The following is a 13684-nucleotide window of genomic DNA, read 5'->3' on the forward strand; positions in this document are numbered from 1 at the left end:
TGCGGCAACAGTCGAACAAGCAACTGGCCCCGTCGGTCCAGCCTTACCGGTCTTTGTTTGCCCGATTGCAGTAGCAACTGCGGTGAGCGCTGCAGGGTGCGCAACTGCTACACCAGTTGGCGGCCCGAATGCGAGCCAATGGTGCTGGCGCGCCGAAACAGCAGCCCCGCCACGGCCCAAAAGGCAGCGAAAATCCCATTCGCTACCAGCACATTCACAAGGGCCACTTGGGGTTCGGCAGCCGCGCCCGTGGGCTTCCAGACAAATAGCGCAATCGCTGTAACCACCACATACGTCAGCGACGCCGCGAACATGGCGTTGGACATCCCCAGCGGCCGGAAGCGCGCCACGAAGGCCCCGATGAGGGCCACCGCCAGCACCGCCACATACAGCACATTGGCGGGGTTATCCTCGCTCCCAACGAGCCCCACCGCCCCATTTGCCCACACCAGCAGGAGGCCGGCTACCACCCCCAACCCCGCGCCAAGACGATACAGGGTATTGTCCCCCATCCGCGCAATCAGCGCAAACGTGAGGCCCGCGCCGAATAGCATGATGCCGGCCGCGACAAAATCGCCGGGGCTCCAAGCCATTTCAGCCATGGTCAGCTTGGCCGTGAGGGGGATGAGCAACAGGAGCCCCGTGCCAAGGGCAACGCGAGCAATGCTTTGGGTAAGTGTCATGACAGTAGTGCTTTTGATTGAGAATTGAGAAAAAGAGACTTCTTAAAACGCACTGTAGCTAGTGCAACGGAGCCGGAGAGCGAGTGCCCAGTTCTACCCCGAGGAAGCAGCCTACACGGTTGCCATCCACCATCGCTGGAGGACGATACAAATGAAACAAAAGAACTTTGCATTGCAAAGTAAATATGCAAAAAAGTTATTAGCCAGCTTCTTGGCGGCAGTTTGATGGTAAACCCGTTAGTGTGGTTGGCTTGACATTTATGCGATAAACAAACCCGTTTTTCGGCTATCAGAAACTTTTAGGCACTTGGAAAAAAATAGTGTTTCTGTCATGCTGAGCCTGGGAAGCATCTTCTCACGTTCGGACGACTCGTTCGCTGGGGAGAAGATGCTTCCCAGGCTCAGCATGACCTGATTGACATCCGCATGACCCAACAATCAAATTCCCAACACGCTCTTAGCGGTTGCGATGCCTGACTTCGTATCACCATTGCGTTGCTGATACCAGTGTGGGCAGTAGCCACCCCCCGCTCATCCTCTCAGTCAACCTTGTCCTCTAGTTTGTCGGCCAGCGCTTTGTTGGAGCGTAGCACCGGCAGGATTCTCGTGGCGAAGCTCTTCACCGTCGGCGTTTCGGCGTTTTTGCTCTTCACTTCAAACATGGCGATGTCCAGCTTGTGGGCCGTCTCCATCAGGTCCATGTAGGCTTCGTCGAAGGCTTTGCCGGTTTTGTTCAGCATCCGGTCGGCCATGGCTTGGTGCACCGGCAGCAGGTTGGTGGGAAGCGTCACGTTCAAGGGCACGGCCAGGGTTTTTACTTCCTGCGTCGTCTGCGTATTGTGGGTCACCATGAGCTGCGCATACTGCTTCACATCGGGACTGGTGGCTTGTTGCGCCGCCATTTGGCCCGCCTGAATTTCGAGCATGTTGCTGCTGGCCACGTTGATGAGAAAAACCGGGTCGGTCATGGTAGGAAACGTACTCATGAAGACCACAATTTCACCGGCCGGCACGTCGGCCGCCGCCACGCTACCAGCGCCGGTATCGCCGGTAGCCGCCATATCGGCCCCAGCGGCCGGCGTGGTAGTGGTAGCGGGGGTGCTGCTCACAGCATCGCGGCTGGTATTGGAGGTGCTACAGGCGGCCCCCAGCAGCAGGGCGCCTGCTAGCAGAAAATGAGGAATGGCTTTCATCGTTTTCATGTCTATGGGGGTTAGGCTCAGGTACCGCGCAGCAGGACGAACAGCCCTGCTGCTCCTCTAATCGGTTTTCTTCTCAATGGCGTCGGCCATAGTGAGGTGGGTGCGCAGCGCAGGCAGGCTCTTGGTGGCAAATGCCTGAATCTGGACCTTGTCGGCGGCGTTGCTTTTCACTTCGAACATGGCAATGTCGAGCTTGTGGGCCTTTTCCATCAGGTCCATGTAGGCCTCATCAAAGTCACTGCCCGATTTATCCCTCAGCTTGTCGAGCATGGCCTGGTGCACCGGCAGCATGGTTGGGGGCAGCTGCACGCCCAGCGGAGAGGCCATCGCCTTCAACTCCTGTGTGGCCGCGGTGTGGTGGCTCACCATCATCTCGGCGTATTTCCGCACTTCGGGGTTGCGGGCTTTTTGGGCGGCCATCTGGCCGGCCTGCGTTTCCAGCAAGTTGCTGCTGGCCGTGTTCATCAGGAACGTGGCGTCGCTCATGCTGGCAAACGTGCCCATAAACGTCGCCTCGTCGGTAGCGGCATCGGCAGCGGTCACGACGGGTGCCGGCGCGCCCATGTCGTTTGCGGCCATACCGGTAGCGCCGGCCGTGGGGCTCCCGGTTTCGGTGCTGGTACCAGCGGTGCCGGTATCGGTGCTGGTGCTCGTACTGCTACAGGCTGCGCCAGTCACAAGGGCGGCAGCGGCCAGGAAATGAGAAATAGCTTTCATCGTTTTCACGTGGCTTAGGGTTAGGACTGAGGTGATTATATACGTCAATCCTAGTTCCAAGTAGCTGTTCTCGAGGAATTTTGGCCATGCAAAATTTCACGCAACATACTACTGATAAGCTATTTGCTACATCATCAGTTCATACTCAGGCAGTAGTAAGCAGTAGGCAAAACCGGAAATAAAAACCCGGCGCCCCGGCCCGCGCACGGCCGGCCCGGGCGCCACTGGCGCGGAGCCGGCCGTGCGCGGGCCGACTCGATTCCCAGACGGACTATTTGCGGGTTGCGAGCACTTCGCGCACCGAGGTCCACCGAATTTCCGGATACCGGCCGTTGTCCAGCGGCGCGAGTTTGGGCAGGCCCGTGAACATGTTGTGCAGGTACTGCATGCCCTGCCAGGGCGGAAACACGTCGTCGCTGGTCGGCATCAGGGCCTTGGTCACCTTAATCAGGACGCCCAACACTCCCAGCGGCCCTACCCGCAGCAGCTTAAACGGCTGCCCGGTGGCATCGGTGGCGGCCCGCTGCAAGCCCCGCACGGTGGCCACTTCGCCGGCCACGCGCAGGTAGCGGGGCGTGGTGGGGTCCAGGGCGGCGGCGGCCGTGAACTCGGCCGTGTCGGATGTGGTGGTGAAGTCCAGCGGCTGGTCGGCGTTGCCGTAGTACATCACCCGTTTCAGGCCAAAGAGCACCACCGGCGCCTGCCCGGTGAGCAGGTCCGTAAACATGCCATTGAGCACCGACGTGGCCTGGATGGGCGCCTGGTCGAGGCGCTGGTTGAACTCCCGGCGCAGGTCCAGGTTGCGGTTCGAGCCCGCGGGCAGTTTGGTGTAGTCGATGCAGAAGTCCGACGGGATGAAGCGGGGCACACCGGCCACCACGGCCGCATCGAGCAGGCGCTTTTGCCCGTCCATAATCACGTCGCGCAGCCCCGACAGGGCCGACACCACGCAGGCTGCGCCGGAGCACGCCTGGGTCAGGGCAATGACGCTGTTGAAATCGACCTCCACCAGTTCGGCGCCCAGTTCGCGCAGTTGCGCTACTTCCGGCTTGGTATTGCCCGGCCGAACCAGGGCCCGCACCGCCGCGCCGCGCTTGAGCAAGGCCCGGGCTATACGAAAGCCCAAATCGCCGGTGGCGCCAGCCAGCACGATGGTAGCGGGGTTCGCCTTCGAACTAGGCAAGCTAACTGCTTTATCTTCTGCCAAAATGAGTGACTTAAAAACTGATGGGGAGAATTTTTCTATCGCTCGCTTCGCAACCATTCGGCGGTAGCAAGCAGCACTTCGCACGCTGGTGATACCGTGATAGCTGCCCGAAGGTTATTGGATACGAGCCCGCTAATTGGCATCTTATGAGTTGGATGCGCATGCGCGCATCGCTTTACTGGGGCGAGGTGCCATGCTCAACTGCTCGCAGGCCTTACTATTTGCTCGACAGCCTTCCCACTGCCTCGGCCTAGCGCTTAACTTGGGGCGTATTTTCATCCCGTTTATATGCGAATATTTTTATTTAATGCAGTGTTGTTGTGGTTGTTTTTGGGACCTCAGTTCGTATCGGCTAGCCATTTGGTAGGCGGCGAGCTCACCTACAAATACCTCGATGCCCGGGGCCCCGCCGGGGCGCCGCATCGCTACAGCCTGACGGCGCGCATTTACTACGACGGCAACACGCGGCCCAGCGGCGACCCCACCATCACCATTGGCATTGATTCCCGGGCCACCCCCAAGGTTCCCATCACGCTACTCACGGTGCAGCGCTACGGGTTTTCAGTGCTGGGGGCCGAGGAAATCCCGGGCTGCGCCGTGTCGGTGCCCCGCGTCACGCTGGCGCTGTACCTGACGACGGTGAATCTGCCGTTCGTCCGCGAAGGCTACCAGGCCGTGGTTTCCATCGCGGCCCGCAACGCCGGCATCACCAACCTCAATACTTCCTCCGGCCAAGCCTTCACCATTTCGGTGGACATGACGCCGGGCCTGCTCCCCAACTCCTCGCCGGCTTTCTCCGACGATGCCTTTGTGGTGGCCTGCCTCGGCGACACCGCTTCCATCCTCAACAATGCCTACGATGTAGACGGCGACCGGCTGAGCTACAGCTTTGGCGTTCCCAACGGGGCCGGGGTCGGGGCCCTCGTCGCGTATGCGCCGGGCTACAGTGCCACACTGCCGTTCGGGCCGGGCAGCTTCGCCGAAGTAGACCCGCGCACCGGCCTGTCGCGCTACCTGGGTGTGCGACAGGGCACTTTTCTGGTCGCCGTCGACGTGCGGGAGTACCGGACCATCAACGGCGAGGAAGTGCTGCTCGGCACCCTGCGGCGCGACCTGCAAGTCGTCGTCCGCGCGTGCTCCGGGCCCACCAACCCGCCCCCGTCCTTCACCGCGGCCACCCTGGCCCAAACCAGTTTTCAGGTGGAAGAAGGCCAAGCCCTGGCCTTCGATATTGTAGCCACGGACCCCACCGGCCAGCCCCTGGCGATGACCGTGAGCAGTGTTTTGCTCGACGGAGCGGGGCCCATTCAAGCCACGCTCAACGGGCAAGCTGGCGGAGGCAATGCCATCAACCCGCTGGGCATTGCCCGCATCGGCGGCACGGGCACCGTGACCGGCGCTTTCCGCTTGCTGGCCAATTGCGGCCTGGCCCGGACCGCCCCTTACGACCTCGCCGTGACGGTGAACGACGACGGCTGCGGCAGCAAAACCATCGCGGGTGTTTTTCGCGTCACCATAACCAAGCCGGCCGCTCCTACCCGTGTGCAAGGCGACTCGGTGCTGTGCGGGGCTGCAGCGGCCACCTACACCGCCATTGGCCCGGCGGCGGCCACCTACCGCTGGACCGTGCGGGGCGGGCAGGTGCTCGGGCCGGCGGCTGGCCCCTCCATTCAGGTGCGCTGGACGACCAACGGCCCCGGAGCGGTAACGGTGCGCGGCATCTCGGCTGCCGGCTGCCTCACCGACTCTGCCTTTCAGGCCGTGGCCGTGGAGCCGGGCCCGCCCATTACCGGCCCGGCCGCCTACTGCCGCCAGTCCAGCACCGGCCTCGCCTACAGCATTGCCGGCCCGCCCGCCGCTTACCAATGGAGCATCACCGACGGCACCATTGTAAGCGGGCAGGGCACCAATGCCGTTCAGATTGACATTCCATCGGGCGCGACGGCGGTGTTGCAAGCCGCCAACCCGGCCCAAACCACGTGCGTGACCACCCTGCGCATTGCCCTCGACGACCGGTGCCTGTATTTCTATAACGTCATCACCCCCAACGGCGACGGGCAAAACGACCTGTTTGTGATTGAAAACGTGGAGCGCTACCCGAACACGGCCCTGAGCATTTTCAACCGCTGGGGCCAGCCGGTGTACCAGTCCCGCGACTACCGCAATACTTACGGCGGCCAGGGAGCGGGGCCGGGCCTCTATTACTACCTTTGCCAATTAACGGACGGCACCGCCTATAAAGGGTGGTTTGAAGTGATACGCTGAAGCGTTTAGGTGCCCAACCCCGCCCGACGCAACGGAAGCCGATTTGTACAATGTCAGCCATGAGTGATAACCGGCAGGAACAAGAGAGCAGCATGCAACGCGAGATTGCCGATTTCCGGCAGGAGCTAGAACGGCACGGCGTGCACGCGGCCCTGCAATTCCTGAACGGCCGGACGCCCCACCGCTACACCGGAATTTTCCGTTTCGACGGCGACCAGCTGCGCAGCGAAGTGCTGTTCGACCGCTACCAGCTTGGCCTGACCAAGGGCGATGACGCGCCCATGGAGGCCACGTATTGCTCGTTGGTAGGCCAGCAGCAGGTTGCCTGGGAAATCACCGATGCCGCCACCGACCCGCGGGTGCTTGGCCTGATTGACACCCCCGTGATGTCGTACTGCGGCGTGCTCATCCGCGACGATGCGGGCCAGCCGTTTGGCTCGCTGTGCCACTACGACATGCAGCGCTGCCAGGAGCGCACCACCGATTTGCCCCTGCTGGAAGCAGCCTCGTCGATGCTTTACCGCCATTTGCAGCCGTTGGGCCACTAGCCGCCGGCGGGTAGCAGCGGCCCCGGCCTCCTCGGCCAGCCGCGCAACGGCACAATTCCATTTTTAGCGCGAACTTGATGCCAGGACAGCGGCTCTACTCCTGTCCTTTCCCTGCTTTGCTATGCTAGACCTCGTTATTGACGCTCGCCCGGCCGCCCTCAGCCCGGGGTTTGAAGTGAAGCGCATTCTGCCCTACCGGTTGCGGCGCATGCTGGGGCCCTTCATTTTCATGGACCACGCCGGGCCCGTGAGCGTGGCCCCGGCCCAATTGCACACCCTCGACGTGCTGCCCCACCCGCACATCGGCCTCAGCACTGTGAGCTACCTGTTTGGCGGACAGGTAACGCACCGCGACAGCCTGGGCGTGGAGCAAATCATCCGGCCCGGCGAGGTGAACTGGATGACGGCTGGCTCCGGCATTGCCCACTCCGAGCGGTTTGAAGACCCGGCCACGCTCAGCGGCGGCGCCCTGGAAATGCTTCAGACCTGGGTGGCGCTGCCCGAGAAGGACGAGGAAACGGTCCCTGCATTCGCCAACTATCAGCCCCAGGCGTTGCCCATCTTCATCGACAACGGCGTGTGGATGCGGCTGATTGCCGGCGATGCTTTTGGCTTAAAAAACGACGTCAAAACGCACTCGCCGCTGTTTTACCTGCACGTGGTGCTGCAAACGGGTGCCCGCTTCGGCCTGCCCCGCGGCTATCCCGAGCGCGGCGCCTACGTAGCCAAGGGCCGCGTGGAAGTGAACGGCCGCGCCTACACGCCGGGCCAGCTGCTGGTGTTCACGGCCGGCCTCGACCCGGTGCTGGTGGCCTTGGAACCCAGCACGCTGATGCTGCTGGGCGGCGAGCCGCTGGGCGAACGATTCATCTGGTGGAATTTCGTATCGTCGCGCCGCGAGCGCATCGACCAGGCCAAGGCCGACTGGCAGGCCGGCCGCATTGCCCTGCCGCCGAACGACAACGCCGAGTTTGTGCCCCTGCCCGCCGACAAGACGCGGCCGGCCGGGTCGTCGCCCGCGCCGCAGGCCCTCTCGTAAGGCGCCACGGGAGTTGCGGGGGCACTTTGGGTGGGGCTGGGCGGTGTACATAGGGCCCGGCCGGGGTACCTTTATGCAAAGTACTGCGTCCGACCCTCCGCCCCTTCTTTATGAAACACTTCTTCCTGCTTGTATTCCTGACCCTGGCCCTGGCCGGGCAGGCCGTGCCCCTCACCTTCCGGGTGAACATGACCGGCCAAACCGTAGCGGCCACTGGCGTACACGTAGCTGGCAATTTTCAAGCCGCCGCGGGCTTTGCCGGCGACTGGGACCCGGCCACCACGGCCCTCACCGATGCCGACGGCGACCGCATTTTTGAAGTGACGGTGAACGTGCCCGCGGGGGGCGTGTACCTCTACAAGTTCGTGAACGGAAATACCTGGGCCGGCGCCGAGCTTCCCGCAGCCGCCTGCGGGGTGAACGATGGCGGCGGCAACGTGAACCGCCAGGTAACCCTGGGCGCCGCGGCCCTGCGCCTGCCCAGCGTGGGCTTCGGCGGCTGCAACACGCAGGTGCGGCTGGCCGTGAACATGCAGGGCCAAACCGTGAGCCGGGCGGGCGTGCACGTGGTGGGCAACTTCCAGGCCCTGGCCGGCTACGGCGCCAACAATGACCCGACCACCGTGGCGCTGCGCGACGACAACGGCGACGGCACCTACGAGGTGCAGCTGGCCCTGCCCGCGCCCGGCCGCTTCTTCTACCGGTTTGTGAACGGCAACACGCTCGCCGAGGCCGAATCCGTGCCCGCTGCCTGCGGCACCGACGACGGCACCGGCACCCGACTCCGCGTGCTCGATGCCACGGCCGATGTGAACACGCCAGCAGCTACCTGCTTTGGCACTTGCCAGAACTGCGGCACGTCGCCCACCAGCTACAGCACCTACTGGTGGAACGATGCCGTATTTTACGAGGTGTTCGTGCGCAGCTTCTATGACAGCAACGGCGACGGCAAGGGCGACTTTGCGGGCCTGACCAGCAAGCTGGATTACCTGAACGACGGCAACGCCGCCACTACCACCGACCTGGGCGTGACCGGGCTCTGGCTGATGCCCATGATGGAATCGCCGAGCTACCACGGCTACGACGTGACCAACTACAAGGCCACCGAGCCTGATTACGGCACCATGGCCGAGTTTGAGGCTTTTCTGGCCGCCGCGCACGCCCGGGGCATCCGGGTGATTATCGACCTAGTGCTGAACCACAGCTCCAGCGAGCACCCGTGGTTTACGCAGTCGGCCAGCAGCCCCGCCAGTTCCTACCGCGACTGGTACCGCTGGGGCCCCTCCGTGCCGGGCACCGGGCCGGGCGGCGGCACCGTGTGGCACCCGCGCAACGGCAGCTATTACTACGGCGTGTTCTGGGGCGGAATGCCCGATTTGAACTGGCGCAACCCGCAGTTGAAAGCCGCCATGTGGGACGCCTCCCGCTTCTGGCTGGCCAAGGGCGTGGACGGCTACCGCATCGACGCCGTGAAGTACCTCGTTGAAAACGGCAGCACCCTGGAAGACACGCCGGAAACCCTTGGCATCCTGGAGGAATTCAACGACACCGTGAAGCGCGTTAACCCCAATGCCTTTACCGTGGGCGAGGCGTGGTCGACCACGCCCCGGGTGCTGCCCTACGTGGTGAACGACCGGCTGGACGTGTGCTTTGAGTTCGATTTGGCCTCGGCCATCATCAACGGCATCAACTCTGGCAACCCGGCCAGCCTGCGCAACCAACTCAATGTGGTTGACGCCACATATCCCAAACTGCAGTACGCTACCTTCCTCACCAACCACGACCAAAACCGGGTAATGGGAGCTTTGGGCGGCAACCAAGCCCTGATGAAGCAGGCGGCGGCCCTGTACCTGACCATGCCGGGCGTGCCCTTCCTGTATTACGGCGAGGAAGTGGGCATGCTGGGCACGGGCGTGGACGAGGAAAAGCGCAAGCCCATGCAGTGGACGGCCGGTACCAACGCGGGCTTCACCACCGGCTCGCCGTGGCGGGGTGTCAACTCCAACTACGCGCAGTTCAACGTAGCCACCCAGCAGGCCGACCCCGCCTCGCTGCTGAACCATTACAAAAAGCTGATTGGCCTACGCACCGCGCACGAGGCGCTACGCAAAGGCTACCTGCTGCCCCTCGCGGCCAGCAGCGGCGACCTGCTGAGCTACGCCCGGGTGTATGAGCAGGAGGCAGTGGTGGTGGTGTCCAACTTTGGCAATGTGGCAGCGGGCACGGCGGCGGTGTCGCTGGCGGTGTCGTCGCTGCCGGCGGGCACCTATCAGGCCACCGACCTGTACTCGGGCCAGACGGCCGGCTCGGTTACCGTGAATGCGCAGGGCGGTTTCAGCAATTGGACGGCGGCGCTGCCCGCGCTGGGCGCGCGCGAAACGTGGATGTTGCGCCTCGCGCTGGCACAGCCCACGGCTACAGCCGGTGCAAAGGCTGCGTTTGCGGTGCAACTCTACCCCAACCCAACTTCGTCGCTGGTAACCATTGCGCTGCCGGCGTCGGCCGCGGCCCACAGCCGCCTCACGGTGTACGACTTGCAGGGCCGCACGCTGGGCACCTACCCCGTAGCGGGCCGCAGCCATGCCCTGAATACCGACGGCTGGGCAGCCGGCACCTACTTCGTGAAAGTAGAATCGGGCCGCGCGGTTTCGGTGCAGCGGCTGGTGGTGGTGCGCTAGCCCGGCCAGGCCCGGTGTGGCCGGCCCGGTGGGGCATGGTCGCACTAAGCACAGCCAGCTGGCGTTAGACAGTTAGTTTAAGAGGCGACGAGTTTCGTTTTTCTGGTATGGCTTATTTTGTTGCGAAGCACTCCATTGTGCGCACCATTTGGGGCAAGGCCGACACCGTGCTGTTCATTTTTGCAGGCGCGGCGGCCGAGTTCGCCCTCAACAAGGCCGTGGATTGGCTCTATTTCACCGGCCGCCTGCCCGCCGACCCGCTGGCCCGGCTGTTTTCGACGGTGGAGTACTCCCGCAAAATCCTGTATTCCACGCAGGCCGATGCCGAGCGGGCCATCGACACTATTGCCGCCATTCATGGTGCCGTGGAAGCCAAGCGCGGCATGGCCATTCCGGACTGGGCCTACCGCGACGTCCTGTTTCTGCTCATCGACTATTCCATCCGCGCCTTTGAGGTCCTGGAGCGGCCGTTAACTACCGTCGAAAAGGAAGAAATTTTCGACGTGTTTGCCCGCGTGGGGCGGCGCATGGGCATTGTTGGCCTGCCCGCCACTTATACCGAATGGCTGCCCGTGCGCCAGCAACACTTGGCCACCGACCTGGAGTACAGCCGTTTCACGGCCGATTTATATCAGCAGTACCGCAAGCACTTGGGGCCGTTTCGCTACTGGCTGCTGCGCCACGGCCAACGCCTGGTGGTGCCCGCCACCGTGCGCGACCTCCTGCAGCTGGGCACCACTTCCTGGGTGCGGCCCGTGGTGCCGGTGTATCGCCGCACCCAGCAATTGGCGCTGGGGCGCTGGATGAAGGCCTCAATGTTACCTGCTGCTCACCGCGCCCAAATTCAGGCCTTGGATGACGAACCTACCAGTGCGCTAGCGTATTAAGTTCAATTTTATAAATCCTCTAACAGCCAAGTCCGTCATGCAGAGCGCAGCGAAGCATCTCGCGTGCCGCCACTAAAATCAAACCTATAAAAACATATAAATTAGTTAAACGAGCGAGATGCTTCGCTGCGCTCTGCATGACGGTTCTTGTGTAAAGGTTCTAATGGCCTTTTCATTCACAATAAAAAAAGCCGGCGGCCCCAAGGGAGCCGCCGGCTTTTTTGCTTTGATTCCGCTACGGATTAGTTGTTCTGGTACGGCGTCACGTTCATGTTCTGGAACATGAAGGACCATTTATCGGTCTGCTCGCTGATGACCTGCGCGGTGGAACGACCGGCGCCGTGGCCGGCTTTGGTCTCAATGCGGATGAGCACGGGCGCGTCGCCCTTCTGCGACTCCTGCAGCTTGGAGGCAAACTTGAAGGAGTGGGCGGGCACCACCCGGTCGTCGTGGTCGGCGGTGGTGACCATGGTGGCGGGGTAGCTGGCGGGCTTCAGGGCGTGGTAGGGCGAGTACTTGTAGAGGTACTCGAACATCTCCTTGGAGTCCTGGGCGGTGCCGTAGTCGTAGGCCCAGCCCGCGCCGGCCGTGAACTGGTTGTAGCGCAGCATGTCCATTACGCCCACGGCGGGGAAGGCCACTTTGGCCAGGTCGGGGCGCTGGGCCATGGTGGCGCCCACCAGCAGGCCGCCGTTCGAGCCGCCCGAAATGGCGAGGTGCTCGGTGTCGGTGTACTTGTTGGCCTTGAGGTACTCGCCGGCGGCAATGAAGTCGTCGAACACGTTCTGCTTCTGCAGCTTGGTTCCGGCTACGTGCCACTTTTCGCCGTACTCGCCGCCGCCGCGCAGGTTGGGCACGGCGTAGATGCCGCCGTTTTCGAGCAGCACAATGTTGGAGGTGCTGAAGCCGGGCGTCACGCTGGAGTTGAAGCCGCCGTAGGCGTACATCAGGGTGGGGTTCTTGCCGTTTAGCACGAGGCCCTTCTTGTGGGTGATAATCATCGGAATGCGCGTGCCGTCCTTCGAATTATAAAACACCTGCTTCGACTCGTACTTGCTGGGGTCGAACTGCACGCCGGCCTTCTTGTACACCGTCGATTTGCCGGTGGCGATGTCGTACTTAAAAATGGTGGGCGGGTAGATGTAGGACGTGAAGGTGTAGTAGGTTTCCTTCTCGCCGCGCTTGGTGCCGAAGCCACCGGCCGAGCCCACCGAGGGCAGGGCGATGCTCCGCTCCTTCTTGCCGCTCATGTCGTATTGCTCGATGAGGGAAGTGGCGTCCTTGAGGTAGTCGGCGAAGATTTTGCCGCCGCCGGTGGTAGCGTTCAGCACGTTTTTGGTTTCCGGAATCAGGTCTTTCCAGTTGGCGGGCTTGGGGTTGGCGGCGTCCACGGTCACCACGCGCTTGTTGGGGGCGTTGTAGTTGGTTTCGATGTAGAGCTTGCTGCCCACGTTGTCGAGAATTCCCACTTCGCTTTTCTCATTGTCGACCACTTGCACGATGGCGCTGCCGGGCTTGCTGAGGTCCTGAATGTAGAGTTCGTTGCCGCTGGTGGTGTTTGCGCCCGAAATAACCAGGAACCGCTCGTCCTCCGTCAGGTAAGCGCCGATGTAGCGGCGCGGCGTTTTCTCGCCGCCGAACACCAGCTTGTCGGTGCTCTGCTTGGTGCCCAGCTTGTGGTAAAACAGCTTGTGGATTTGGGTTTTGCCGGCTAGCTGGCTGCCCGCGGTGGGCTTGTCGTAGGAGCTGTAGTAAAAGCCGTCGTTGCCGCGCCAGGCGGTGCCCGAGAACTTCACGTCCTTGAGCGTATCGCCCACAATGGACTTGTCCGCCGCCTTCAGCACAATCACCTTGCGCCAGTCGGAGCCGCCTTCCGAAATCTGGTAGGCGGCGAGGCTGCCGTCTTTGCTGAAGTTGATGCCGGCCAGGGAAGTCGTGCCGTCCTTCGAAAAGGTATTGGGGTCGAGGAACACCTCCGGGGCGCCCGCGCCCAGCTGCCGGTACAGCACCGACTGGCTTTGCAGGCCGGTGTTTTTGGTGAAGTAGGTGTACTTGCCTTCCTTGTAGGGCGCGCCGTACTTCTCGTAATTCCACAGCGTTTCGAGGCGCTTGCGGATGGCGTCGCGGTACGGAATCTGGGCCAAGTAGCCCTGCGTCACCTTGTTTTCCTCCTGCACCCAGCTTTTGGTGTCGGGGGCCTGGTCGTTTTCGAGCCAGCGGTAGGGGTCGGCCACCTTGGTGCCGAAATAGGTGGTCACGGTGTCCACCTTTTTGGTCTGCGGGTAGGGCAGCATCTTGATGGGCGCCTGGGCGAAGGCCGGGGCGCTTAGCAACACAGCGGCACACGAGGCATAGAAGCTTCTCATAGAGTGAGGTTGGTGAGAATTTAAGGCAAATTAAGCGGTAGCCGCCACAGGTGCGCCATCCCCCGCGCCCGAGGCCGGACCGGCCAGGCAGC

10 protein-coding genes are annotated in these 13684 nt (G+C 62.5%); 5 read left to right on the forward strand and 5 right to left on the reverse strand.

Annotation, left to right across the window (positions count from 1 at the left end):
* Positions 1-107: 107 nt before the first annotated feature.
* The 4 genes from I2I05_RS06315 to I2I05_RS06330 all read right to left on the reverse strand — a co-directional run bounded on the left by I2I05_RS06315 (position 108) and on the right by I2I05_RS06330 (position 3785).
* On the reverse strand, positions 108-683 hold the full coding sequence (locus I2I05_RS06315; RefSeq protein ID WP_196281370.1) for a hypothetical protein: 576 nt from the start codon (positions 681-683) through the stop codon (positions 108-110).
* 539 nt (positions 684-1222) lie between these two features.
* Positions 1223-1885: a DUF4142 domain-containing protein gene (locus tag I2I05_RS06320; protein ID WP_196281371.1), complete on the reverse strand. Its 663-nt coding sequence runs from the start codon at positions 1883-1885 to the stop codon at positions 1223-1225.
* Between the two features lie 57 nt (positions 1886-1942).
* Positions 1943-2602 carry a DUF4142 domain-containing protein gene (locus I2I05_RS06325; RefSeq protein WP_196281372.1) on the reverse strand — a complete coding sequence of 220 codons (660 nt, stop codon included), beginning with the start codon at positions 2600-2602 and terminating at the stop codon, positions 1943-1945.
* Between the two features lie 271 nt (positions 2603-2873).
* A complete protein-coding gene (locus tag I2I05_RS06330; RefSeq protein WP_230688179.1) occupies positions 2874-3785 on the reverse strand; it encodes an NmrA family NAD(P)-binding protein in 912 nt (303 codons plus the stop codon).
* Between the two features lie 312 nt (positions 3786-4097).
* Here I2I05_RS06330 and I2I05_RS06335 point away from each other — a divergent pair, with 312 nt between their 5' ends.
* From I2I05_RS06335 to I2I05_RS06355, 5 genes are all read left to right on the forward strand, one after another.
* On the forward strand, positions 4098-6074 hold the full coding sequence (locus tag I2I05_RS06335; RefSeq protein ID WP_196281374.1) for a T9SS type B sorting domain-containing protein: 1977 nt from the start codon (positions 4098-4100) through the stop codon (positions 6072-6074).
* Between the two features lie 59 nt (positions 6075-6133).
* The gene (locus tag I2I05_RS06340; RefSeq protein ID WP_196281375.1) at positions 6134-6622 is read left to right on the forward strand and encodes a hypothetical protein; all 489 of its coding nucleotides are present in this window, start codon (positions 6134-6136) and stop codon (positions 6620-6622) included.
* 121 nt (positions 6623-6743) lie between these two features.
* Entirely contained in the window at positions 6744-7661 is a 918-nt protein-coding gene (locus tag I2I05_RS06345) for a pirin family protein (protein WP_196281376.1), read from the forward strand.
* A 110-nt stretch (positions 7662-7771) separates the two neighbouring features.
* Complete coding sequence (locus I2I05_RS06350; RefSeq protein WP_196281377.1) at positions 7772-10339, forward strand: alpha-amylase family glycosyl hydrolase; 2568 nt, start codon at positions 7772-7774, stop codon at positions 10337-10339.
* 107 nt (positions 10340-10446) lie between these two features.
* Positions 10447-11226 carry an oxygenase MpaB family protein gene (locus I2I05_RS06355; RefSeq protein WP_196281378.1) on the forward strand — a complete coding sequence of 260 codons (780 nt, stop codon included), beginning with the start codon at positions 10447-10449 and terminating at the stop codon, positions 11224-11226.
* A gap of 242 nt (positions 11227-11468) precedes the next feature.
* Here I2I05_RS06355 and I2I05_RS06360 read toward each other — a convergent pair whose 3' ends face one another.
* Positions 11469-13592 carry a prolyl oligopeptidase family serine peptidase gene (locus I2I05_RS06360; RefSeq protein ID WP_196281379.1) on the reverse strand — a complete coding sequence of 708 codons (2124 nt, stop codon included), beginning with the start codon at positions 13590-13592 and terminating at the stop codon, positions 11469-11471.
* Positions 13593-13684: the final 92 nt, after the last annotated feature.

Source organism: Hymenobacter jeongseonensis (genome assembly GCF_015694725.1).
GTDB classification, from domain to species: domain Bacteria; phylum Bacteroidota; class Bacteroidia; order Cytophagales; family Hymenobacteraceae; genus Hymenobacter; species Hymenobacter jeongseonensis.

Coding starts and splice junctions, on each gene's coding strand:
- I2I05_RS06340 (WP_196281375.1), top strand. CDS start 6,134: ATGAGTGATAACCGGCAGGAACAAGAGAGCAGCATGCAACGCGAGATT.
- I2I05_RS06350 (WP_196281377.1), top strand. CDS start 7,772: ATGAAACACTTCTTCCTGCTTGTATTCCTGACCCTGGCCCTGGCCGGG.
- I2I05_RS06320 (WP_196281371.1), bottom strand. CDS start 1,885: ATGAAAACGATGAAAGCCATTCCTCATTTTCTGCTAGCAGGCGCCCTG.
- I2I05_RS06355 (WP_196281378.1), top strand. CDS start 10,447: ATGGCTTATTTTGTTGCGAAGCACTCCATTGTGCGCACCATTTGGGGC.
- I2I05_RS06315 (WP_196281370.1), bottom strand. CDS start 683: ATGACACTTACCCAAAGCATTGCTCGCGTTGCCCTTGGCACGGGGCTC.
- I2I05_RS06325 (WP_196281372.1), bottom strand. CDS start 2,602: ATGAAAGCTATTTCTCATTTCCTGGCCGCTGCCGCCCTTGTGACTGGC.
- I2I05_RS06345 (WP_196281376.1), top strand. CDS start 6,744: ATGCTAGACCTCGTTATTGACGCTCGCCCGGCCGCCCTCAGCCCGGGG.
- I2I05_RS06360 (WP_196281379.1), bottom strand. CDS start 13,592: ATGAGAAGCTTCTATGCCTCGTGTGCCGCTGTGTTGCTAAGCGCCCCG.
- I2I05_RS06335 (WP_196281374.1), top strand. CDS start 4,098: ATGCGAATATTTTTATTTAATGCAGTGTTGTTGTGGTTGTTTTTGGGA.